13 protein-coding genes are annotated in these 24,889 nt (G+C 62.3%); 11 read left to right on the plus strand and 2 right to left on the minus strand.

Annotated elements, in window-relative coordinates:
• Positions 1-6: 6 nt before the first annotated feature.
• From shc to tssM, 10 genes are all read left to right on the plus strand, one after another.
• Complete coding sequence (gene shc, locus BCR55_RS21310; RefSeq protein ID WP_006409820.1) at positions 7-1,980, plus strand: squalene--hopene cyclase; 1,974 nt, start codon at positions 7-9, stop codon at positions 1,978-1,980.
• Positions 1,981-1,985: 5 nt separating this feature from the next.
• Positions 1,986-2,690: a phosphorylase gene (locus BCR55_RS21315; RefSeq protein ID WP_065495832.1), complete on the plus strand. Its 705-nt coding sequence runs from the start codon at positions 1,986-1,988 to the stop codon at positions 2,688-2,690.
• Positions 2,691-3,042: 352 nt separating this feature from the next.
• Entirely contained in the window at positions 3,043-4,920 is a 1,878-nt protein-coding gene (gene tssF / locus BCR55_RS21320) for a type VI secretion system baseplate subunit TssF (RefSeq protein ID WP_065495835.1), read from the plus strand.
• Positions 4,921-4,990: 70 nt separating this feature from the next.
• The gene (tssI, locus tag BCR55_RS21325; protein ID WP_065495839.1) at positions 4,991-10,936 is read left to right on the plus strand and encodes a type VI secretion system tip protein TssI/VgrG; all 5,946 of its coding nucleotides are present in this window, start codon (positions 4,991-4,993) and stop codon (positions 10,934-10,936) included.
• A gap of 226 nt (positions 10,937-11,162) precedes the next feature.
• A complete protein-coding gene (locus BCR55_RS32670; protein ID WP_139094069.1) occupies positions 11,163-11,534 on the plus strand; it encodes a hypothetical protein in 372 nt (123 codons plus the stop codon).
• A 129-nt stretch (positions 11,535-11,663) separates the two neighbouring features.
• Positions 11,664-12,170, plus strand: a complete 507-nt coding sequence (locus tag BCR55_RS21330) for a hypothetical protein (RefSeq protein WP_139094070.1) — start codon at positions 11,664-11,666, stop codon at positions 12,168-12,170.
• 1,368 nt (positions 12,171-13,538) lie between these two features.
• Complete coding sequence (locus BCR55_RS31370) at positions 13,539-13,895, plus strand: DUF1493 family protein (RefSeq protein ID WP_175403838.1); 357 nt, start codon at positions 13,539-13,541, stop codon at positions 13,893-13,895.
• A 1,173-nt stretch (positions 13,896-15,068) separates the two neighbouring features.
• On the plus strand, positions 15,069-15,323 hold the full coding sequence (locus BCR55_RS31375) for a PAAR domain-containing protein (protein WP_012216198.1): 255 nt from the start codon (positions 15,069-15,071) through the stop codon (positions 15,321-15,323).
• 10 nt (positions 15,324-15,333) lie between these two features.
• The gene (gene icmH, locus BCR55_RS21335; protein ID WP_065495845.1) at positions 15,334-16,275 is read left to right on the plus strand and encodes a type IVB secretion system protein IcmH/DotU; all 942 of its coding nucleotides are present in this window, start codon (positions 15,334-15,336) and stop codon (positions 16,273-16,275) included.
• 28 nt (positions 16,276-16,303) lie between these two features.
• Entirely contained in the window at positions 16,304-20,257 is a 3,954-nt protein-coding gene (gene tssM, locus BCR55_RS21340) for a type VI secretion system membrane subunit TssM (RefSeq protein ID WP_065495847.1), read from the plus strand.
• A 29-nt stretch (positions 20,258-20,286) separates the two neighbouring features.
• Here tssM and BCR55_RS21345 read toward each other — a convergent pair whose 3' ends face one another.
• The gene (locus BCR55_RS21345) at positions 20,287-21,300 is read right to left on the minus strand and encodes a VacJ family lipoprotein (RefSeq protein WP_065495849.1); all 1,014 of its coding nucleotides are present in this window, start codon (positions 21,298-21,300) and stop codon (positions 20,287-20,289) included.
• Positions 21,293-23,926, minus strand: coding sequence for an MMPL family transporter (locus tag BCR55_RS21350; protein ID WP_065495850.1), 2,634 nt, complete (start codon positions 23,924-23,926; stop codon positions 21,293-21,295). Before BCR55_RS21350 ends, BCR55_RS21345 begins: the two co-directional genes overlap by 8 nt.
• 319 nt (positions 23,927-24,245) lie before the next feature.
• Here BCR55_RS21350 and BCR55_RS21355 point away from each other — a divergent pair, with 319 nt between their 5' ends.
• Entirely contained in the window at positions 24,246-24,842 is a 597-nt protein-coding gene (locus BCR55_RS21355) for a phospholipid-binding protein MlaC (protein ID WP_006397524.1), read from the plus strand.
• Positions 24,843-24,889 lie beyond the last annotated feature (47 nt).

The following is a 24,889-nucleotide window of genomic DNA, read 5'->3' on the forward strand; positions in this document are numbered from 1 at the left end:
GGACCGATGAACGATCTCACCGATATGGCTACCCTGTCGGCCGGCACCGTGCCGGCCGAGCTCGATGCGGCCGTCGCACGCGCGACCGACGCGCTGCTCGCCGCGCAGAACGCGGACGGGCACTGGGTCTACGAACTCGAAGCCGATTCGACGATTCCCGCCGAATACGTGCTGCTCGTCCACTATCTCGGCGAGACGCCGAATCTCGAGCTCGAACAGAAGATCGGCCGCTATCTGCGCCGGATCCAGCAGGCCGACGGCGGCTGGCCGCTGTTTACCGACGGCGCGCCGAACATCAGCGCGAGCGTGAAGGCGTACTTCGCGCTGAAGGTGATCGGCGACGACGAAAACGCCGAGCACATGCAGCGCGCGCGCCGCGCGATCCACGCGATGGGCGGCGCCGAGATGTCGAACGTGTTCACGCGGATTCAGCTCGCGCTGTACGGCGCGATTCCGTGGCGCGCGGTGCCGATGATGCCGGTCGAGATCATGCTGCTGCCGCAGTGGTTCCCGTTCCATCTGTCGAAGGTGTCGTACTGGGCGCGCACGGTGATCGTGCCGCTGCTCGTGCTGAATGCGAAGCGTCCGCTTGCGAAGAATCCGCGCGGCGTCCGCATCGACGAGCTGTTCATCGATCCGCCCGTCAACGCGGGCCTGCTGCCGCGCCAGGGTCACCAGAGCGCCGGCTGGTTCGCGTTCTTCCGTGCGGTCGATCACGTGCTGCGCGCGGTCGACGGGCTGTTTCCGGCTTATACGCGCGAGCGCGCGATTCGTCAGGCCGTCGCGTTCGTCGACGAGCGGCTGAACGGCGAGGACGGCCTCGGCGCGATCTATCCGGCGATGGCCAACGCGGTGATGATGTACGACGTGCTCGGCTATGCGGAAGATCATCCGAATCGCGCGATCGCACGCAAGTCGATCGAGAAGCTGCTCGTCGTGCACGAAGACGAAGCCTATTGCCAGCCGTGCCTGTCGCCCGTCTGGGATACCTCGCTCGCCGCGCATGCGCTGCTCGAGACGCGCGATCCGCGCGCCGAGCAGGCGGCAGTGCGCGGCCTCGACTGGCTGCGTCCGCTGCAGATCCTCGACGTGCGCGGCGACTGGATCTCGCGCCGTCCGCACGTGCGTCCCGGCGGCTGGGCGTTCCAGTACGCGAACCCGCACTACCCGGACGTCGACGATACGGCCGTCGTCGCGATGGCGATGGATCGCGCGCAAAAGCTGAACCAGTCCGACACGTATCGCGAGTCGATCGCGCGTGCGCGCGAGTGGGTCGTCGGCATGCAGAGCAGCGACGGCGGCTGGGGCGCGTTCGAGCCGGAAAACACGCAGTACTACCTGAACAACATCCCGTTTTCCGATCACGGCGCGCTGCTCGATCCGCCGACGGCCGACGTGTCGGGCCGCTGTCTGTCGATGCTGTCGCAGCTCGGCGAAACCGCGCTGACCAGCGACGCGGCGCGCCGCGCGCTCGACTACATGCTGAAGGAGCAGGAGCCGGACGGCAGCTGGTACGGCCGCTGGGGGATGAACTACGTGTACGGCACGTGGACGGCGCTGTGCGCGCTGAACGCGGCGGGCCTCGGGCCGGACGACGCGCGCGTGAAGCGCGCCGCGCAATGGCTGCTGTCGATTCAGAACAAGGACGGCGGCTGGGGCGAGGACGGCGACAGCTACAAGCTGAACTACCGCGGCTACGAGCCCGCACCGAGCACCGCATCGCAGACGGCATGGGCGCTGCTCGGCCTGATGGCGGCCGGCGAGGTCAACAATCCGGCGGTCAAGCGCGGGATCGACTACCTGATCGCCGAACAGAAGGAGCACGGCCTGTGGGACGAAGCGCGCTTCACCGCGACGGGCTTCCCGCGCGTGTTCTATCTGCGCTATCACGGCTATCGCAAGTTCTTCCCGCTGTGGGCGCTGGCGCGCTACCGCAACCTGAAGCGCGACAACACGACGCGCGTCACGGTCGGGATCTGACGCGGATGGCATCGCGGCAGAGCGGCGGGCTGCCCGTCATCGCGGTGACGGGCATGGCGTTCGAGGCGCGCATCGCGCGCGGCGACGGCGTCGAGGCCGTGTTCGCCGCGCGGGCCGACCGGCTCGAGCGTGCGCTCACCGAAGCGACTGCGCGCGGCTGTGCGGGCATCGTGAGCTTCGGCACGGCCGGCGGTCTGGCCCCTGACCTGAAGCCGGGCGGGCTCGTCGTCGCCGATGCGGTCGACGGGCCGTTCGGCCGCGTGCAGACCGACGCCGACTGGAGCGCGCGGCTCGTCGTCGCCTTGCACGACACGCCGGTATGGACGCGCGTGTCTCGCGGTGCGATCGCGGCCGTCACCGCACCCGTCGTCACCGAGCAGGAGAAGGCGTCGCTGCATCGCGCGAAGGGCGCGCTCGCCGTCGACATGGAATCGCATATCGCCGCTGCGTTCGCGGCGGCGCGTGGCGTGCCTTTCGCGGTGTGCCGCGCGATCGTCGATCCCGCGTGGCGCACGCTGCCGCGCGCGGCGACCGCCGGGCTGCGCGACGACGGCAGCACCGCCATCCTGCCGATTCTGCGCGAGCTGCTGAAGCAGCCGTCGCAACTCGGCCCGCTGTTGCAGGTCGCGAGCGACGCGCGTGCCGCGCGCACGACGCTGATCCAGGCACGGCATGCGTTCGGGCGCGAAGGCGCGCTGCGGATCGTCTGAGCGGCGGACGCCGCGTCTCTCCCTTTCATACTCAAGTTAAAAGAGCGCTGCATGATGCGGCGCTTCCGACCATTCGCGACCCGTGCATCTGCACGATGGTACAAGCAGCGAACTTCAAGAGATCCCTGAGCGACGCGCACGCGCGCAGGGACTTGCCCGCGGATCACGTTGTCAATGCAATGATCAGGACAACGGTTTATATCTCGAAAACACGCATCGCCGATGCGGGATGTCGATCCGACTTCTCGGTTCCGCCAGGGATTTTTTGAGATGGTCTTTGCGACTAGCATTCGACACATTGCCGACAGCGATGCCGTCGAACGCTTGGCGTGGAACCCGGATTGCGCGTGCCATGAACCCTCATCTGCTTGATGCCTACTCTCGAGAACTGCTCTATTTCAAGGAGCTGGTGGAGGAGTTTGCGCAGGCGCATCCGAAGATTGCGCGCCGGCTGGGCCTGCATGCCGGCGAGATTGCCGATCCCTTTGTCGAGCGTCTGGTGCAAGCCGCGAGTTTCACGACGGCCCGGCTGCAGTTGAAACTGGATGCCGCGTTCCCGTTGCTGAGCAGCCGGCTGCTCGAAACGGTCTATCCGAACTACGTCGCCCCAACGCCATCGATCGCGGTAGCGCGTCTCTATCCCGACGAACAGCAAGGCAATTTGCTCGAGGGTTTTCGTGTCCCTCGCGGCACGACGTTCACGAGCCGCGTGCCCGATGGTGAGCGCACGCCCTGCACGTTTCGCAGCGGTCTCGATGTGACGCTGTATCCGTTGGAGATCGTTTCGGCGCGCCTGACCGGCGTGCCGCCGGACATTCCATCGGTAGAGCGCTATGGCGCAGCCGACCGGCCGATTCGCGGCGCATTGCGTCTCAGGCTCCGTGCCACCGGCGAAGCGCGCTTCGATGAGCTGCGCGGTCTCGATCGGTTGTCCGTCTACCTGGCAGGCGACGAGCGCGTCGCATCGCGGCTGTTCGAGCTGATCCACGCTGGCGCCGTGGCTTCCGTGATCGGGATGCCGAATCGTTTCGCCGATTCGAACCGATCATTCGGCGTTGTCCGCGATCGCGCCATCGAGCATACGGGGCTGGCTGTCGACGAGAGCTTGCTGCCGCTCGTCGGGACGAAGTTTCATGGCCATAACCTGCTGCACGAATATGCGACGTGTCCCGCGCGCTTCTGGTTTTTCACGCTGACCGGTCTGAATGCGGGATTGCGATATTTGACCGATCGCGAAGCCGAGATCGTCGTGCTGCTGGATCGATTCGACGGTTCGCTGGTCGAGCACGTCGACGCTTCCCGCTTCGCCCTCTTCTGTACGCCGGTCATCAACCTGTTTCGCCGCACGAGCGATCCCGCCGAGGTGCCGGGCACGGGCGCCGAAATTCTCGTGCAGCCCGACAGGCAGAACGGCTCGGATTACAAGGTGTTCGCGGTGGAGGCGTTGCATGGCTTCGTCAGCAAAGGAGCTGCATCGCTCGAGTTTCGGCCGCTGTACCGGGCGCTGCTGAACAATGAAGCCGATCACGGGCGCTATTTCACGATCCGCCGCGAGCACGGAACGGCGAAGACGTCATACCGTCGCTACGGCGCTCGTACGCCATACGTGAGTACCGACGTGTTCGTTTCACTGGTCGATGAAGATGAGCAATCCTATCCGCAGGCCATGAAATACCTGTCGGTGGATGCATGGTTGACGAACAGCGATCTGCCGAGCTTGCTGGAGCCCGACGGTGCGAACGATCTGACTGTCGAAATCAGCGCGCCCGTCAGGCGAACGGAACTCGTCCGTGCGCCGAGCGCTGCACGTGCGCCGCTTGCACAGGGAGACGCGGCATGGCGGCTGATCGGTCAGCTGAACCTCGACTACGGCAGGCTGGAGACTCAGGACGGAAGCGCGCTACGCGACATTCTGATTTTGTTTGCCGCTGCCGACGACGCGCGTTTCCGCCGACAGATCGACAGCCTGATCCGTGTCGAGACGCGTCCCGTGACGAAGAAACTGCCCGGCCACGGCCCGTTGCGGTTCGGTCGAGGCATCGAATGCGTGCTGACCGTGGACGAGGCCGGCTTTGACGGCGCGAGCCCTTTTCTATTTGGCGTGATCCTCGAGCACTACGTCGCTCGTCACGTTTCGACACATTCTTTTACTCAGTCCGTGCTGCGCTCGCCGCAGCGCGGCGAGCTGATGCGCTGGCCGGTTCGGATGGGGACGCGCAGCGCAGCCTGACGCGGGGAGGAACGCGGTTCATGCAGTCGGTAATGGATAACAACGATCAAGCGGTCGAGGGCCAGCACGCATGGTGAATTTCACGACGAACCGGACCTTCTCGGTCAGCGGCCCGGCGCTGCCGGACCTCGAAGGCATCGGCGCGATGCTGCACCTGAGCGCGATGCGGGGCACGGAACAGCTTTCCACGCCGTACACGTACGAACTCTGGCTGACGACGCCCGCCGATCCGCGACTGCCGGCCGAGATGCTGGCCAACCTCGATCTCAAGGCGATGCTCGGCAAGGAACTGACCGTCACGATCCAGCTGGACGGGATGGGCAGCTTCGTCGCGGGGATGGCCGGCCAGGCGGGCGCGGCGAACCGGGGCGCCGGTACGCGAGAAATCAGCGGCATCGTGACGGCGGCCAGCTACGTGGACCAACTGAATCGCCAGTGCCGTTACCGCGTCGTGCTGGAGCCGTGGCTCGCGCTGGCGCGCGAGCGGACCGACTATCGCATCTTCCAGAGGAAGAGCGTGCTCGACATCCTGCGCGAGGTCTTCGGTTCGTATTGGTATTCGTTCGAGATGCGCGTTGGCCGCACCTACAGGCCGCTGCGCTATCAGGTCCAGTACGGCGAATCCGATTTCGCGTTTGCCCAGCGCTTGATGGAAGAACACGGCATCGCGTGGTTCTTCGAACACTCGCAAGGCGTGCACCGCCTGGTGTTGGTCGACGGTCCGGGCGCCTATCGGAGCGTGGAAAGCGTCGCGTATCAGACGCTCGAGTACTACCCGCCGGGCCGGAAGATCGACCGCGAGCACGTCGATCGCTTCGAGGCGACGGAGCGCCTGCGATCGGGCGTCTGGACCACCGACGATTTCGATTTCGAGAAGCCGGGCGCGACGCTGACTGCGCAGAACAGCTTGCCGCGCGAGACGGCGCACAACCAGCTCGAACGTTACGAATGGCCGGGCGACTATACGGAAACGGAGGACGGCGAGGCATTCGCGCAAGTGCGCATGGAGGAGATTCACGCGCAGGGCACACGCGCGCAAGGCGAGGGCAACCTGCGCAACGTGGTGTGCGGCACGACGTTCGTGCTGGCCGGCCATCCGATGGCGGGCGCCAACCGCGAGTATCTGGTGGTCGCGTCGGAGCTGGACGTGAAGGAAACCGGCGAGACGACGGGCTTCTCCGCCTACGCGATTCGCAGCAGGTTCACCGTACAGCCGTCCGACGTGGTATTTCGTCCGCCGCGCACGATCAGGAAACCGCGTACGCGCGGCCCGCAGACGGCGATCGTGACGGGCCCGCCGGGCGCGGAGATCTGGACGAACAAGAACGGCGAGGTGACGCTCAAGTTCCATTGGGACCGATCCGACGTGAAGGATCAGAACTCGTCCTGCTGGGTGCGCGTGTCCTATCCGTGGGCCGGCAGCAACTTCGGCGGCATTCATATTCCGCGGGTCGGCACCGAAGTCATCGTCGATTTCGAAAACGGCGATCCCGATCGCCCGATCGTGACGGGGCGTGTCTACAACGCGATGACGATGCCGCCGTGGGCGCTCCCGGCCCATGCGACGCAAAGCGGGATCCTGACGCGCTCGACCAAGGGAGGCGGATACGGCAACGCCAATGCGATCCGCTTCGAGGACAAGAAAGGAGCCGAGCAGGTCTGGATCCAGGCCGAGCGCAATCTTGATGCGGTGATCGAGGCCGACGAAACGCACACGGTCGGGCATGACCGCACGAAGCGGATCGGCCACGATGAAACGGATCAGATCGGGCGACACTGGACGCTATCGACCGGCGGCTACAAGTTCGAGACCGTGACGCTTGCGTCGGTGAAGAGCGTGGGCATGGGCGCGATGTTCAACGTCGGAATGGCCTACAACGTCAACGTCGGCGGGCTGTACCTGCGCAACGTCGGGCTGCAGATGGCAAGCACGGTGGGCCGCAGCCGCACCGACCGCGTCGTGCAGGACTGGACGGCCGATGTCGGGCACACCTATACGCTGACCGTGCGCGGCAACGCGGTGGGCGATGCCGTGGCCGCCGATCAGGCGAATCCGATCGAGCCGTCGCCCGACTTCGCGCCGCAACTGCCCGCACCGGTATCGAGCTCGAACGCCAACCAGTTGCGCATGGCGGATACGGGCGAAAGCAGCCTGTCGGGCGCGAAACAGACGCAACTGATCGGGCCGGGCGGCACGGTGACGATCGACGAGTCCGGCATTCATCTGAAAGGCACGGCGATTTACCTGCAGGCGCCGACGATCAGCATGACGAACGGCAATGCCGGTGGCCTCGCGCCGGTGACCGAAGCTGACTGCGCGGAGTGCGCGAAGAAGGCCGTCAGCGCGAACCCGGTCGATCTGGCGACGGGGCAGAAGGTGCTGTCGCATACGGACTTTACGTTGCCGGGCCGCGTATCGATCGACTGGAGCCGCAGCTACCGCAGCGCGGATCAGCGCCGCGGGAGTCTGGGTGTGGCGTGGAAGCTGCCGTACGCGACGGAAGTGCGCACGAGCGCGACAGGCTTGATCTACTTCGACGCGGATGGGCGGCAGTTGCAGTTTCCGGCCTTGGACGCGGGCGAAGCGCACTTCCATCCGATCGAGAAGTTCACGCTGATGCGCGGTGACGACAACGCGTCGGGCGCCACCTATGCGCTGCGTTTCGGCAATGGCGTCGAAGAGCATTACGGCCGTCACCCGGTCGACGCGACGTGCTGGCAATTGCAACGCATCGCGACGCGCGACGGCCAGTGCCTGACGCTCGGCTATACGGCACAGGGCTGGTTGGAAACAGTTCGCAACAATGTGCATACCGTGCGCTGCGCGCTCGACGATGCTGGCCGGATCACGGGCGTGTTGCTCGACCAGGGTGTCGGCAATCAGCCGCTGCACCTGACGAGCTATGTGTACGACGAGCACGGCGATCTGGTCGAGGCCACCGATCGCGAGAACCTGACGTGGCGCTACGGCTACGACAACCATCTGCTGACGACCTACCGCACGCCGGCCGGCGCGACGCACGTATCGGAGTGGAGCGACGACACCCCGAATGCGTACTGCCTGCGGACCTACGCCTATACCGAAAGCGCCGGCGGGCAGCTGGTCGTCACGCGGGAGACGCGCTTCGATTACCTGCCGTCGCTGCGCGCAACGCGGGTGACGGACGGCCTCGGGCATACGACCGAATATCACTACAACGGCTTGTGGGCGGTCGAGAAGATCGTGCATCCCGACGGCAGTGTCGAGCAGACGCATTTCGACGAGACGGGGAGCGTGGCCGGCTACACGGATGCACTCGGTCGTACGACGCGGATCGTGAACGACGCGCGCGGCAATCCGACGTCGATGATCGATCCGGCCGGCAACGTCACGCGCATCAGCTATGGCGAGCACAACCTCCCGGAACAGATTACCGACCCGGCAGGGCAGATCTGGCAGCGCGGCTACGATGGGCACGGTCACCTGACGAGCGAAACCGATCCGCTCGGCAACGTGACGCGTTACGCCTACGAAAATGGCTTGCCCGTCTCGCGCACGGATGCACTGGGGAACGTGACGAAGATGCAATGGGACGACGCGGGCCAGCTCGTGGCGCGCACCGATTGCTCCGGACACACGACGACCTACGACTACGATCCGTTCGGCCAGTTGACCGAGACTACCGACGCGCTCGGTCAGGTGAGCCACCACAGCGGCAGCGTGTCTGCGCGCGTGACGGCGGTGCAGCCGGCCGGCATGGGCTGGTGGAAGGTCGAATACGACGAAGCGGGCCGCGCGGTTGCGCATACGGATCCGCTCAAGCGCGTGACGCGCGTGGACTGGGACGGATATGGGCAGCGAACGCAAATCGTCGATCCGGCGGGCGGGACGCAACAGTTCCGATACGACGCGATCGGCCGTTTGACGAAGTTGACCAATGCGAACCGGGAGGCGACGACGTTCCGTTACGACAGCCGCAACCGGTTGATCGAACAGACCGGCTTCGACGGCCGTCGGCAGAGCTACCGGTACAACGCGGCGGGCGAACTGGTCGAGCGTATCGATCACGGCCAGGACGGACAGATCACGACGCATGTGACTTACGACGTGCTCGGTCGCCCTGTGGAGCGACGCTCGAGCGATGGGAGTCAAGCGAGCTATCGCTACGACGAGCGGGGGCTGCTGACGCAGGCGCAGGCGATCTCGCCCGGGCGCGCGCCGGTGCAGGTCACTTACGAATACGACGCAGCCGGGCGCCGCACGGCGGAGGTGCAGGCACACCACGGACGAGTCTGGCGGCTTACGCACGGAGTGGACGCGATCGGGAATCGCGACTGGACGCACGTGCCGGACGTCGGTTCGCTTGTCTGGCAGCGCTACGGCTCGGGGTACGTGCATGGCGTCCTGCTGGACGAGCATCCGCTCGCGAGTTTCGAGCGCGACGCGCTGCATCGGGAAATCCGGCGTACGCAAGGTCCGGCGTCGCATCACTTCGGGTATGGCGCGAATGGCCTGCTCGCGGTGCATCGCTGGCAGAACCTCGATGAACGCGGGCGCTCGCTGGAGCGTCCGCGGCCATGGCGGGCGTGGGCATACGACGCCGCCGGTCAGCTGACGACGCTGGACGATGCGTGGCGGGATCAAAAGGCGTATCGGTACGACGCGCTGTCGCGGCTGACGCACGTGATGGCGGCGAGCGGGCCGGAAGCGTTTCACTACGATCCGGCGGGAAACCTGCTGGCTGCTGCGCCGAACGTGGAAGGCATGCAGGCGTGGAAGGCGAGCGGCGATCGCTTGCTGCGGTTTGCGCCGCAGACGCGCCCGGATCGTCCGGTGGATTTTACGTACGACGGGCATGGCAACCGCATCGCGCGGACGGTGCCGCTGCCGCCGAAGCCGGCGCTGACGGAAGCGGAGAAGCGCAGCCAGCGCGGGACGGACAACCTGCTGCGCGTGATGGAAGTGCTGACGGGGACGCCGAAGTACGAGGAGCCGTCGGAAGTGCCGGAAGTGACGCGGTATCGGTACGACGGCAGCCACCAGTTGATCGCGATCGAACATGCGGACGGCGCGAGAAGCGAGTACGAATACGACGCGCTCGGCCGGCGGGTGGCGAAGCATCACACGCCGGCGGGCGGCGCGCAGCAGACGACGCTGTTCATGTGGGACGGCGACTGGATGATGCAGGAGGTGCGCACGGGGCGCACGTCGCATGAGGACAGGGCGGTGACGTATGTGCCGCATCCGGATCATGAAGGACCGTTGACGCGGCTGGCGGATGGGCAGGCGTGGCATTACGTGACGGATCACCTGGGGACGCCGCAGGAGCTGTACGACGAACAGCGCGAGGTGGTGTGGGCGGCAGATTTGAGCGCGTATGGACGTACGGCGAGGTGGTTGACGCGTGTTGTTGACAATCCGATACGTTTTCCGGGGCAGTACCGGGATGAGGAGTCGGGGCTGCATTACAACCGGTTCAGGTACTACGATCCGATGGTGGGGCGGTATATCAATCAGGATCCGATCGCCTTTGATGGTGGAATCAATTTTTACAGCTATGCAGATAGTGCGCCTAACATTGCTTACGATCCGAAAGGCCTATTTGTTCCATTGATCGCTGCTGCTTCATTTTTGGGGAGAGGGGCGCTTGGTGGGGCGGTCGAAATTGCTATGCAAGGGGCAAAGCAAGTATTCAGGCAAGCAAAAAATAATTGGGTTGATGGGCGTCCGCTAACCGATATTGATTGGGATTGCGTAAAAATCGACTGGTCAGATGTGGGGGTTTCAGTCGCCGTCGGAGTCGTGGCGCCTAGTTTGGGGGCGACTAGAAAGAGCGTAATTAGATCCATAAAAGCCATTAGAAATCTATCTAATCAATCCGCTAACACGGCAAATCGCGCGGCAAAATTGAAGGTGCGCGTCGACCTTAAAAAGGATTCAATCAAACGCGATTTGATCGTGCAGGGGGCATGGCAAGGAATTAAGCAGGGTGCAAAGTGTGCTTTTGGTGAGGAGAAAAAATGCGAGGAAGAGTAGATAGGGTTTGGTTATACATTTTGTTTTTCGCGCCGCTTGCGTTTTTTTATGAACCAGTAAAGGAATATTTGGGTGGCGGCGTCTTATTTGTTCTTTGTTCCGTAATTTATTTGTGTATCTGCTCGGCTTTAGCGGTCTTCTTTGGAAAATCCGGAGGACGCGAGTAGCGTTATATCCTTATCGTGACGACTCCAATGAATGTGCTACTCAGTGCGTCTGAGCCGGTGTGGATATCCCGATCGAGTTACGCATTTCCATTGCGGCGCCAGCTACTGCGGTGACGATCCTATGTCGAAACATCGCCGGACGGATGATTCTGGCCTTGCATGCAAGCGTGCCCAGAGAAATGCGATTGGTCGTATTCTATTTTTTGGCGGGGATCCGAGAAACGCTACATGCACATCACGAGGCTGACTATGAAGGATCGTTTTCCGAAGTTTTATCCGTGGATTGTTGTTTTGTTGCTTACCTTTATTTTCCTTATTGCGATGTTTGGACGGCCGACTTACCAAGAGAGATGGGGCCGCTGTGTGAAGACATGTGCAAGCAAAGGGCTGTTTGGAAGGCTGGAGCCGCCTCGCCTGCAATATGGACGTGATATTTCTAATAGCTTCAAATGTCAATGTTATTGGGTGAGATTTAGTTGTTCATGAAGGCTTCGCGGCCCGTTAGCTAAACTTCGTTTGCATTGGAGAATCTCGATGATCAGCGAAGTACGGAGATCGTCATGGAGTTGGAAATGTTGCTTGATGAGGTCAAGCGGTCAGTAAAATCTAGAAGCAAAAAATCTCTGCAGGCGGCTTTAACGGCTTTGGATGATTGCCAACTTCTTGAGAATAATATTGATCCACAGATTTTTGACATTTATTTGTGGTTGCTATCGGACCATAATGCTATATCTGCGCCCGGTATTGATAAGATCTTCGTGAATTTCACCGGTGATATTCAAAAATACTCCGGCGGGCAGATATCTAAGATAATTGCAACGATTGACGAGAATCGGGTTTATTACAAGTCTCAGATTTTACGAATGGCTGCCGCAGACTTTGTGGCAAGAAATGGCGACGTGACGGAGTCATTTGACGTTCTCAAGAGATGGGCCGCTGCGGCCGATGATATTTCTCGAGAAATGGCGCACTTTGGCCTTGGCATATTGCTGGCTGGATCCCGCGTTCGTGACATTAAGATGAGAGAGAAGGCTGCGACGCTAAAAGATAGCTTAATGCAGAAATAGTTATGGCGATTTGCAAATGATACGACGCGCTCGGTCGGCGAGTGGCGAAGCATCGCGCTCAGGTGGACGATGGTGATTTCTGGTGCATCTTTCGCAATTTTTCTGGGAATGGGGATTCTAAAAACTGATGATATTGATACCGATTCCCGGACGGATAGCGCGACAAAAGAATGTCCTCGGAATGACGATTGCGATCCATGCGATAAGAAACTTGGCAGGTCGCTACTAAAATCCGCGGGCGTTGCTGGACGAGAACATGAAGCAAAGCAAGACTGGATGGGCAAGAAGGCGAAAATATCAAGATGTGATTTGTGTGGGTGCAATGATGGATGAGTTGAGATTAATGTGCAGGAGTGAAAATAGCCCTATTTTTGCGGGAACCACATATAAGTTGAAGTAACATATATGAAACTGATCGTTGAATTGAACGGCGTCGATCCAAAAACAGGCGAAGATATTTGTTTGTTTAAATTTGAGTCAAGCGAATATAGTCATGATTTTTTGTTGCACAAAATTAACGCGGCTCTCGACGAAGGAGGGGAGAAATACGGGGGCCGTCTCGACAGGTTGAGGGTTTGCATGTCGAACTGTCGGTGTCGATCTCCTCGGATGAAGAGGGATTTCGGCCTGCATTTCATCTTGATGCACGAACAATTAGTAAATTAGGTGCGGCTGGCGCTTCGTTTGACTTTGATCCATATGTGTGATGCTGAGTTTATGGGGTGAGCGTATGAGGCGCATCGAAATATTTATATAGCCATTGGTTTCTGGTAGGAGATGGTGTGAAATATTGCGGTGGAAATCGAAATGTTCGGGCTGGCGATTCTGTCCTCGTAGAAAATGGCGTAGATGGCGTTGTTGTTTGCGACTTTGAGGGAAGGGGGTATGAGCTCGGATATGAAGACTGGGCGACTGGATCTAGCGCTGTTGCGAGTGGTATTCCTGAGAAAGGAATCATTGTGTCAACCATCAAGTCTGGGTTGATTTATTATGAGTCTGAGGACGAGTCGATTGTTTTCGTGAAATCGAAACAATAAGGGGGTGACGTGGAACGCGCAGGCTACCTAAACGGCGTCGAATTGTAAGTTTTCTATAAACATTAATGATATTGGCAGTTGAGCTTTTCGCTTATTAGCATCAATGCGCTAACGACCATGCTGGCGAGTGGGTGGGCGCCATCGCGAGCCGGGGGGGCGGCCAGTTCGACGACATCGCGTTCCGTCAAATGAACCACGCTGCAGCAAGGCGGGGTTGGTACTCCATCTCGACCCGAAACGGGATCACTAGTGTGCTTCGCAAGTTGCCGTATGTTGGAATGGCCGTAGCCACCTATGAAATTCACGATGCTGTTTCTTGTGAGTGATGCTCATGAAAAACGATCTATCACCAGAATTGCGAGAATATTTAAAGCAGTGCGGTTTTTCAAAAAGAGTGATAACGAAATGTACGCTGGATACACGTCTTTATCACGATCTCGATGTCTATGGCGATGTGGCAGAGGGGTGTATTACGGTTCTTTGTGAACAATATCATGTCGACGTAAGTGCGTTTGAGTTCGATAAATATTTTCCTCCCGAGTTTGTTGGTGAAAATCCATTCACTCGCACATTGCTTTGGGCGGTGCCATTTTTGGGCTGGACGGTAAGGCGACGCGGAGAATATTCTGCATTGACAATGCGTATGATCGACAACGCAATTAGAACCGGGCGCTGGCACGAGGCATGAACTTTATGACTTGGTCGTGCTACGCCTCTTCCGACGCGCCGATACTTAGGTGCCGTGGTATATCAATTAGTATCCGGTTCAATTCTTTGGAGGGGGATGATGGCTATGAATGCCACGGCAATGAAGATGTTTTCTGGCCGCGCTGTTGATACTGCGATGTTTCCCGGACCCGTGGCAGGCTTTGGGGCCGCTAGGCTCGGAATCGGAAGTAGTGATGCATCGGCATGTTCAAAGAAATGCTACTGATGATCCATTTCTAAGAATTGTGAGGGATAGGTCGGCATATATTTTTTAATGATGTGGGTCGGTGGGTGGCTATTAATAATTGCCACCTTGTGTGTCTTGTTCGTTGGTGGGTGGCAGGCATATAAATTCTTGATTCTGTCAATCTCGATCGAATTTGTTTTATTTGCTTATATAAGGCGAAATTTTGTTGTTTTGAGAGATGACGTGATTGTGGTGAGGTCATTGTTTTTCACCAAGCGCATTCCGATCTCCGGGCTGGTTGGTGTGAGACTGGAGCGTGGGATGAGAAAATATACTGACAGATTCGGGTCGACGTTTAGATTGGTGTTTGTTGTTGATGTCGGCGATGTGGTGTTAAATGCGAAATTATACGATTCCTAGATTTGATGAGGTGATTTCGGTTTATGAGATCGAGTATTAAACTCCAGCTTGTGGTGGTTTTTTTGATTGTTGTTGGAGTGGGGCTGCTTTCCACATACATGCTTGCTGGAAGTCGGTCGTATTCCGAGATGCTAGATAAATGCGTTAATAGATGTAGTGAGCGTGGAATGTTCGGGAGGTTGGTCGACCTGATAAGCCATATTCTCCGAGGCAGACAATTGATGATTACGAATGCAAATGCTATTGATCCGTTGATGTGGCATCGCTGTTGTTGTCCGTTGTGATCGACGGGGAGTGGTTGAGATTGGTTTTTGGTTTCGCTTTTCTCGGATCTATGAAGGGTTTTAACGTGGCTGTCCGAGTGGCCGGCGTTACGTAGCAGATAACCTGCCAACGCCGCACGAACCGTACAACGAACAGCATGAAGCGAAGTCTCGATACCAGGCCCGCCCGCGTATAGACGTACCGATCACGATGGCCTCATGCTTTTGATGATCCGGTGTCCGGATATGAAATAGGACGACTACTTTTTGGAGGTGATGAGATATGCCAGCCCGCGTTGCAACCCTTGGCACATTGACCACCCACGGTGGCGCGGTCACATCAGCGAGCGCAGGCGTCGCGATCAACGGACGTCCCGCGGCATGTGTAGGCGATGCGGTGTCATGCCCGCTACATGGCGCGGGCGTTATCACCAACGGCGGCGTCGGCACGATCAACGGCCGCCAAATTGCCCATCACGGCAGCGGCACGAGTTGCGGCGCGACGCTTGTCGTGTCCGACGACGGTCCGACGGTCTGACCTTGCTGCGATGAGCCGAATGTCGAGCGCGACGCAATCCGGTAGCGCACCCAAAATCGTGTCGGCGAGACGCACGTCCGCGCCACCGCGACAGCCAAACGGCACGTTCCTCTCGAACAGCGAGCCACGGCAGCAACCCGGCTCGCGCCGTAATCGTCCATTCGGGCCACTTGCGCCGCCCGAAGACGAACCGACGAGACTGGCAGCGGTACTTGGCCACCGTAACGGCTTGCTGGAAGCGGGCAGGGTGCTGCTTCGGGCCTTGATCGACATGTCCGCCTTGATCGACACCGGTCATGACGCACGTCTGCGCGACCTGCTGCTCGAAGAAGTCCGCGTATTCGAGCGCCTGTGCGTACGGGCCAACATCCGCGTGGATCACAGGATCGGCGCCCGATATTGCCTGTGCACTGCACTGGACGAAGCTGCAATGCGCGTACTGGCGGCGCGCGGCGACGCGTCGGGAAGCGCTGCATGGGCGTCAGACGCGCTGACCCATCGGATCGGCGAGGATAACCAGGGCGGCTCGAAGGTCTACGCGCTTACGCTGCGCCTGCTGGATGACGCCGCCGACCATTGGCCGTTGCTCGAACTGATCTACCGGATTTTCAGCCTGGGGTTTGAAGGCCGGTATCCGCATGGCCGGACGTTCAGCGCGCACGACCGCGTACGAGAACGAATCTACAACGCGATCGCGGCGCATCTGCCCACCGTCCCGAACGCGCTGTCGCCCCACGCCGCGACGATCGAATCGGCGCGACCGAGAGCCTGTTTCGAAATGTCGGTGTGGCTGTCGGCGGCCTTGCTGTCAGCGGCGCTCTGCGCGCTGTATGTCTATTGCCGCATCGAGTCGGGCGCGCAAGCCGACGACGTGCGGCGACAACTGTCCAACATCGCGCGCACCGCGCCATACAGCGCGATCGACCCGCCGCAGGGCGATCCGGCGCGGTAGTGCAAGCCGGATTCGATCCACCGTCCACATGAAGAAGATTCTCTCGTTTCCAAGTTCGCGTCATCTGTGGGCGGTCGTGATGGTGATTGCTGCCGTCGTCGTGATCTGGTGTGCAGGACCGCTACTGACTTTCGGCGGACTGAGCCCGCTCGCATCGATCGGCATTCGACTGACGTTGATCGCGTTGGTACTCGCCGCATGGGTCCTGTGGCTGATCGACTGGACGATGAGCATCGTGATCGTCGTGCTGCTCTGTCTCGCGATCTGGCATGCGTTTCCGCTCGTGATGCTGTCTGGCAAACCGCTGTTTGCTTCCGTAACGGCCCGCATTCTGGCAATGATCTGTGTGGTGTTCGTTTATGCCTGCGTCATGTTGGTCCGTTGGTGGAATCAAATGCGCCGGCACCCCGGTCGGCTCAGACGATGGCTTCGACTCGGCAAGCGTGGCCCACGGCCGCTGGCCGCATCGCGCTTGGCGGAAATCGAAGACATGGCCCGCGCAACGATCGCGCAGTTGAAAGCCGGGCGAGTGGCCCGCGGGAGGCTGGCGCGACTGTTTCGAGGCGCAGCACATCTCTACGATGTGCCTTGGTACGTCGTGCTGGGTCCGAAGGGTTCGGGCAAGACCTCGATGTTGCGTAACTCCGGCTTGGCGTTTCCGCTCGATGCTCGACTTCAGCATTCGCTTGCACCCGATGACGCGCGGGCTTTGCCGGGATGGCGGCTGACCAATGAGGCGGTGCTGATCGATACGGCGGGCCACTACGTGCAACACGGCACGTCGCGCTACTCGCTGCCGGTGGCGTCGTCGGACGGGCCGAACGGCGGCAAGCGGAAAAATCAGCCACCCGACGTGGGCGCTATTCGCAGGCAGTGCGATGCCGCGGAGTGGCACGGATTTCTTCGGCTGCTTCGCCGTATCCGGCCTCGCCTGCCGCTGAATGGCGTGCTGTTGACGATCGACGTCGCTGCGCTGGCGCATGCGGATCCCGCCGCACATACGACCGAGAGTCGCGCGTTGCGGGCTCGCCTCGAGGAGATGCAAGCCGAATTCGGCATCGGGTTTCCCGTCTGGCTGGTCGTCACGAAAATAGATCGGCTCCCGGGTTTCACCGACTATTTCGCGTCGCTCGGGCAAGCCGAGCGTGCGCAGATTTTGGGTGTGACGTTGCGGTCCGATCTGCAGGTGCGGCTCGACGATGCGATCAGGACAGAATTGAATCTGCTTGCCACGCGTCTCGGCGATGGCGTCACGAGTCTGCTTCGCAACGAAACCGATATGGACCGGCGGCGCCGTCTTGCGGTGTTGCCCGAATCGGCTGCGGCACTGGTGAACCCGTTGGCCGACCTGATCGAACACGTGTTCGCCAAGGACGACAACGGCGGGCCGACGCAACCGCATGCGATGTTCCGAGGCGTTTATCTGACGAGCGCAATCCAGGGTGATTACGCGGTCGCTGCGGAACGTCGAACGCTATTGCGACGCATGGTCGACGCATCCGGCACAACACCGAGGGCCCCGCGGCCGGCGCGTGGCGAAACCAGTTACTTCCTGCGCGATTTGTGGCTCGCGGTCGTGTTTCGTGAAGGGCATCTCGCGATCCCGAACTGGAATCGCGAGCATCGGGCACGACTGCAGCGGTGGCTGGGACACTCGCTCGTGTGGCTGATTGCCGCCGCAATGTGCGTCAATCTTTGGAATGGCTTCGTCACGGAACGAACATCGCTTGCGACGCTCGGGCAAAAGGCACGGTCACTCGACGCATTACTCGCACGAAGCGACCTTTCCGCCAATCCCGAGCGTGTGCCGATGGTGTTGAATCGTGCGAAGGAATTGCTGCATGACGCGACGCATCTCGCCACCGATGCAGACGGCACGTTTCGTTTTGCAACGGCCCGCCTCGAGACGATCGCGTCCGACAGCCGCCATGTGTACGAGGCCCTGTCGGAGCAGGCCGTGTTGCCGCACATCGTCCGCCGCATGGAGGACGCGATCGGCAGTGCCGTGGAGATCGGCGATGCCCAAGCCGCTTACGACGCGTTGCGCGTGTACCTGATGCTCCACGACCGAGAGCGGTTCAACGCGAACGACGTCAGGATGTGGCTGCTTGACGATTGGTCGAGGCACGACAGTGCGGCCATGTTCGGTGGGCGTGCCGCAATGATCGGCCACGTCCAACGGTTGTTTTCCGAGGGACATGTCGTGCGCTCGCCACTGTCCCCTAACGATGGTTTGATCCGACAGGCACGTGTCTTTCTCGACGGCAGCGACTTGATTGAACGTCTTTACCGGCGCGCCAAAGCGACGATGTGGAACGACGCGCCGGATGAATTTTCGCTGCTGCGGATGGTTGGAACGCAGGCCGGCATGGTGTTTACGCGCGTCAGCGGAGCGCCCTTATCCGGCGGCGTGCCTGGAATCTTTACGCGAGAAGGTTATCAGGCGGTGTTCAGCAAACGCTTGCCGGAATTCCTTCGCGCGGCAAGCGACGACGACGCCTGGGTAATGGGACGTCGAGCGTCGGGCGATCCTCGCAGGAATTCCGCTGGCACGCTGAACGCCCCGAACCAGGACGACGACGCGCTGCTGGCAGCGGTTACGCGGCGGTACCTGCTCGAGTACGCGCAACAATGGGATGCGTTTCTCGGCGACATCCGTATCGTGAGCGGAACGAGTCTCGCGTTCAACCTCACGATACTGCGAACTCTTGCCGCGCCCGATTCACCGCTGACGCGTCTGGCCCGGGCGGCGGTAATCGAAACGACGCTGACACAGCCCATGGCGAAGTCGGACGGCGCTTTCCTCGCAAAAGCGACCGACGCGATCCACCAGAAAGCCGAGACGATACTGGGGCCTCGTGCATCGGAACAGCTTGAACGCGAGTGGGTCGATCGTCATTTCGCGGCATTGCGCGAGGTCGTGACGGGCCATGCCGATACACGCTCGGATACGCAGCGAGTCGAAACGTCGGCGGGAAGAACGGGCCTGGACGGCATCGCCGATCTGTTGAACGACTACTACGCAGCGCTCGCGATTGCGGACGATGCGCTACTGAACAACAGCATGCCGCCGGAAAGCGAGCACGCCGCGAAGCTGAAGATGATGGCCGATACGATGCCCGCGCCGTTGCGGGCAGTGCTGCATCAACTCGCCGTCGAGGGCTCACGCGGAGTCAATCAGGGTATCGGCCGGCTGCTGTCGCGCCAGGTGCAGGCAGCAATCGGGGACGTTTGTCGAACGACGATCGAAGGCAACTACCCGTTCTCGCCCGATAGCAGCCGCGACGTCGGCATCGACGATTTCACGCGGATGTTTGCGCACGGAGGCGTGATCGACGACTTCTTCACGAGAACGCTAGCTCCGTTCGTCGATACCGCTGCGAAACCGTGGCGCTACCGGACGCTGCCGGGTGCGACCGAAGCCGTCCAAGGGCCGGACCTCGCGCCATTCGAGCATGCCAAGGCAATCCGCGACATTTTCTTCAACGAGGTTGATCGCCGGCGACCGAGCTGGAAGGTCGACATCCGCATCCCTGAACTCGATCCGACGATCATGAGCCTGTCGCTCGACATCGACGGACAGACGACGCGTTATCGACATGGCCCGGTCGGGCCTTTTACGGTGACCTGGCCGGGACCGCGCGGTGGCGCACACGCATGGCTCGTCGCGAGCCCGAGCATCGGGCCGAACACGTCGACGATCGCAGCGGACGGACCATGGGCGCTAATGCGCTTGCTTCGGAAGGGGCACGTAATCGAGACGGCCACGTTGGGCCGCACGCGCGTGGTGTTCAGCTTCGACGGTCGCGAAGCAGCGCTCGATATCGCGAGCGCGGGAAGTGCCGCGAATCCGTTGACGAGCGATGTGCTCGCGACGTTCCGCTGTCCGGGCACAACGGCGATGTTCAACCTGCCCGATAGCGGCCCGCCGCCGGGATTGCCGCACGGCAGGTTGCCGGCAATGCCTGACAGCGGGCTTTGACAGAGTAGCGAGCGTCGAGGCCGCCGACCTTACTGCGCGGCCGGACTGCTTGCGGGCACGGTCGGCATCGCCGGCGCGATCGGCGCCCCGCTCGCGGCCGGTGCCGTCGTCGAGCCGGCCGGTGCGGTGGCCGACGCGGCAGCCGGGGCGCTGGCCGGCGTCGCGGTGTCCGCGCCCGGATCGTCGTACTGCGGCAATCCCGGCGCGGCCGGCGCGTTGTTCGGCGCGCCGCCACCCGTGCCGCCCGATTCGCCCGGATCCTCGTAAGTGGGCAGCCCCGGCGCGGCCGGCGTCGCTGCCGGCACCGCGCCCGGCACGGCGCCCGCTTCGCCCGGCTCGTTGTAGCTCGGCACCCCGGCCGACGACTGGCCGCGGTACGTGAGCGACTTGCGCTGCTGCAGATACGCGTCGCGCACGAACGAATACGGATCGAGCGCGGCCTGCTTCAGCAGATCGGTCGCGCCGAGCAGGTCGGAACGCGCGCTGATGAACTGCATCACGTACATCGGATTGCGCGCAGCCGGCTCGATGTAGTTCAGCAGGTTGAAGCGCACGTCGACCGCGCGCCCGACGCCGTCGCGGAACGTGCTCGGCCCGAACACCGGCAGCACGAGGTACGGGCCCGACGGCACGCCCCAGCGCGCGAGCGTCAGCCCGAAGTCCTGGTGATGCTTCGGCAGCCCCGCGGGCGTCGCGATGTCGATCAGCCCGGCCATGCCGAACACCGAGTTCATCGCGACGCGCATCAGATCCTGCGTCGCATCGGTGATCCGCAGCTGCAGCAGGTTGTTCGCCATGTTGCCGAGATCGCCGAGGTTCGAGAAGAAGTTGCTGATCGCGGTACGCAGCGGCGTCGGCGTGATCTTCTGGTAGCCCTTCGCGATCGGCACCGCGATGTGCTCGTCGACGGTGTCGTTGAACTTGTACATCGCGCGGTTCATCGGCTCGAGCGGGTCGTTGGGGTTGCGGTTGGGTCCCGTCGCGCAGCCGGACAGCATCGCGCTTGCGGCGACGGTCACCGCGATGATTCGCATGTTATTCATTGATTCCTTGCGCTTGGTTCTTCGCGCGCTTCACGCGCGGTTTGCCCATCAGGACGGGCTGAAACACGACGGCGCCGATCAGCGTACAGGTCAGCGCCAGCGCGAGCAGCTTGCCCATGCTCGACGTACCCGGATGATGCGACAGCCACAGGCTGCCGAACGCGGTCGCGGTCGTCGCGGCGCTGAACAGCACCGCGTGGGTCAGGCTCGAATGCAGCAGGCCGGTTTGCCCCGCGCGCCACGCCATCACGAAATACACCTTGAACGCGACGCCGACGCCGAGCATCAGCGGCAGCGCGATGATGTTCGCGAAGTTCAGCGACATGCCGAGCACCACGCACATCTCGAGCGTGACGATCCCCGACACGAGCAGCGGCACCAGCGTGCGCAGCACGTCGCCGAAGCGGCGCAGCGTGATCCACAGCAGGATCGTGATCGAGATGATCGACCACAGCGCCGCATGCAGGAACGCGCTGATGATCGTGTTCGCCGAATGCAGGATCGAGATCGGGCCGCCGATCGCGCCCGGTTCGGCCGCCTTCACGGCGGTCGCGAAGTGGCGCAGCATCGTGTCGTCGTTCGGGTCGACGCCCTTCGGCACCTTCGGCGAAATCTGCACGAGCGCCTTGCCGTCGGGGGCGACCCAGTCGCGCACGAGCGTCGGCGGCAGCGCGTCGCGCGTGATCTCCTGCGGCTGCAGCAGCGCCGCGAGCTGATTCAGCGCGATGCGCAACGTGTCGGCGAAAGCGCGCTCCGCGCGGTCGCGCGTCGCGCTGTCGGCGGCCGCGAGTTTCGCGAGCGACTGCGACAGGTGCTGCGCGGCCGCGGCGCCCGGCCCCGGATGATCTTCGGCCGCGTAGCCGAGCAGATCCGACGCGCGCTTGAGGGCGGCGACGCGCTGCGCGTCGGTGGCGGGCGGCGCGGGCGGCTGCGTGAGCGCGGGCAGCAGCGTGCTCGCGGCCGTCGCGATCGCCGCGCGTTTTTCCGGCTGATCGGCGGGGATGAACGTCGACAGCGTCGTCGTGCGGCCGACTTCGGGCAGCGCGTCGAGGCGTTTCGCGGCCGCGTCGGCATCGGCGAGCGACGGTGCGAGCAGCGTCACGTCGTTGACGGCCGCTTCGGGCGAATCCTTCAGCGCGAGCAGCGTCGACATCGATTCGCTGTGCGGGTCTTTCAGATGCAGCGGGTTGAAGTCGAAATGCAGGAACGCGAGCAGCGGCAGCGCGCCGATCACGACCGCGAGCGTGCCGATCAGGATCGGCTTGCGGTGGCGATCGAGATAGTCGTCGACGGGCGCGAGCCACGGAAAGCCGGGCGTCTTCGATTCGCCCGGCGGCGCGAACAGGCGCAGCAGCGCGGGCAGCAGCGTCAGCGTCGTCAGCAGCGCGACGAACATCCCGACGCCGGCGATCAGCCCGAGCTCCGACACGCCGCGATACGCGGTCGGAATGAACGAGAAGAAGCTCGCGGCGACGGCCGTGGTGGCGAGCGCGAGCGGCATGCCCATCGAGTGCGCGGCACCGATCAGCGCGTGGTCGATGCGCTCGTCGCGAAAGCGCTCTTCGCGGTACTTCACGCCGTACTGGATCGAGAAGTCGACGCCGAGGCCGACGAACAGCACCATGAACGCGACCGAGATCATGTTCAGCGAGCCGACCATCGCGAGGCCGAGCGCGGCGGTGACGACGAGCCCGACGAACAGCGTGACGAGCACCGACGCGATCATGCGCTTCGAGCGCAGCGCAAGCCAGAGGATGACGAACACGACGAGCAGCGTGACGACGCCGTTCAGCGCCGCGCCGTCTTCGACCGACGAGAATTCGTCGTCGGCGAGCGGCTGTTCGCCGGTCAGCCGCACGACCGCGCCGTAGCGCTTCTCGAGATCGAGCGCGCGCGCGGTTTCGCGGATCACGTCGCTCGTCTGCGCGCCGGCCTTCAGCGCGCCGTAGTTGACCACCGGCTGCACGGTCACGAACGCGCGCGCTGGCTGCCGCGCGGCATCGTTGTCGACGAGCGCGCGCCACGAGAACGCGGCGGGCTTGCCGGCGAGCACGTCGTCGACGGTCGCGGCGCTGCGCGAGAGCAGCTTCGCCATCGACGGCAGCTTCACCTGCCCGGTCAGCAGCGGCTGGCCGAGCGTCGTCGACAGCGTCGTCGCGAGCCCCGTGAGGCTGGGATTCTTCGCGAGTTCGTTGACGAGCGGGCGCGCGCTCGCGAGCTGCGACGTCGTGTCGGCGACCTGCTGCGGCGACAGGAACAGCAGCCCGTTGTGCTCGAAGAACGGACCGCCGCCCGGCTCGGCGACGGGCCCGATCCGGCCGGCCGCGGCCTGCTTCTGCAGCGATTCGGTCAGCGCATGCGCGGCCGCGGTCGCGAACTCGGGCGCGGGCGCCTCGACGACCGCGAGGATCGTGCCGTTGCGCTGCGGGAACGCGCGATCGACCGCCTGACTGAGCGCCGCCCATTGCGGCTCCGCATCGACCAGCTTGCTGATGTCGGTATTGATCTTGAAGTGACGCGCAACATAGACGCCGCTGAACGCGGCAATCAGCAGCGACAGTACGACGACCCAGACCGGGCGTCGTACCGACCACGCGACGAGTCGGACGATGAGAGATGTCACCATGTGGCGGTGGGGAGGGGCTGGCAAGGGCAAAGCAATGAGTATACCGGCGCGACGGCGCCGGGGTCGTGACGTTGACGCGTTTTGGGGCGGGAAGGATATTTGCTCGCCCAGGCACGAATCGGCATGGGCGAACACGCATTTATAAAGGGACGCTTACATAATCGCGCGGCGCCGCACGCTGCCGGGGCTTTGTGACAAAAGGGGCGCAAAGGTAACAGTTCGGTCGCCGCACGGCAGGTGCGCGTCAGGCCCGCTATACTTTGCGCCATCAGCCGGTGCAAACGAGCCGGCCGTTTTTCTCATCGAGTGCGATATCCGTATGAAACGTCATCTGTTTGCTTTCCTCGCCGCGGCCGCCGTGTCGGTTTCCGCTTTCGCGCAGAGCGCGCCGGTCGACATCGTCCGCCATGCGGTCGAAGGTACCGTCAACGCGATGAAGGCCGATCCGGCCGCACGCGGCGGCGACATGGCGAAGATCACGCAGGTCGTCGAGCAGCGCTTCCTGCCCGCGACGAACTTCGAGCGCACGACGCGCATCGCGGTCGGCGACGCGTGGAAGCAGGCGACGCCGCAACAGCAGCAGGAGCTCTACAAGCAGTTCCGGCTGCTGATGACGCGCACGTACGCCGCATCGCTCGCGCAGCTCGGCAACCAGGACGCGAAGTTCTCGTTCAAGGCCGGCGGCACGTCGGGCGCCGACGCGCTCGTGCAGTCGACGGTCACGACGCCGGGCGACAGCCAGTCGGTCGGCTACCGGCTCGGCAAGGTCGGCAACGACTGGAAGATCTACGACATCGACATGTCCGGGGCGTGGCTGATCCAGGTCTATCAGGGGCAGTTCAAGAGCCAGCTCGCGTCGGGCGGCATCGACGGCCTGATCGCGTATCTGCAGAAGCACAATTCCCGCACGAACTGAGCGGCGCAGCCGCGGTGCGCAGCAAGGACGCCCTCGGGCGTCCTTTT

Source organism: Burkholderia sp. CCA53 (assembly GCF_001685525.1).
Lineage (GTDB): Bacteria > Pseudomonadota > Gammaproteobacteria > Burkholderiales > Burkholderiaceae > Burkholderia > Burkholderia multivorans.

Bases quoted from the DNA above. Each gene is read 5' to 3' on its own strand.
- BCR55_RS21355 (WP_006397524.1), top strand. From the start codon at position 24,246: ATGAAACGTCATCTGTTTGCTTTCCTCGCCGCGGCCGCCGTGTCGGTT.
- BCR55_RS31370 (WP_175403838.1), top strand. From the start codon at position 13,539: ATGAAAAACGATCTATCACCAGAATTGCGAGAATATTTAAAGCAGTGC.
- BCR55_RS21345 (WP_065495849.1), bottom strand. From the start codon at position 21,300: ATGAATAACATGCGAATCATCGCGGTGACCGTCGCCGCAAGCGCGATG.
- tssI (WP_065495839.1), top strand. From the start codon at position 4,991: ATGGTGAATTTCACGACGAACCGGACCTTCTCGGTCAGCGGCCCGGCG.
- BCR55_RS21315 (WP_065495832.1), top strand. From the start codon at position 1,986: ATGGCATCGCGGCAGAGCGGCGGGCTGCCCGTCATCGCGGTGACGGGC.
- tssM (WP_065495847.1), top strand. From the start codon at position 16,304: ATGAAGAAGATTCTCTCGTTTCCAAGTTCGCGTCATCTGTGGGCGGTC.
- BCR55_RS21330 (WP_139094070.1), top strand. From the start codon at position 11,664: ATGGAGTTGGAAATGTTGCTTGATGAGGTCAAGCGGTCAGTAAAATCT.
- BCR55_RS31375 (WP_012216198.1), top strand. From the start codon at position 15,069: ATGCCAGCCCGCGTTGCAACCCTTGGCACATTGACCACCCACGGTGGC.
- BCR55_RS21350 (WP_065495850.1), bottom strand. From the start codon at position 23,926: ATGGTGACATCTCTCATCGTCCGACTCGTCGCGTGGTCGGTACGACGC.
- tssF (WP_065495835.1), top strand. From the start codon at position 3,043: ATGAACCCTCATCTGCTTGATGCCTACTCTCGAGAACTGCTCTATTTC.
- shc (WP_006409820.1), top strand. From the start codon at position 7: ATGAACGATCTCACCGATATGGCTACCCTGTCGGCCGGCACCGTGCCG.
- icmH (WP_065495845.1), top strand. From the start codon at position 15,334: ATGAGCCGAATGTCGAGCGCGACGCAATCCGGTAGCGCACCCAAAATC.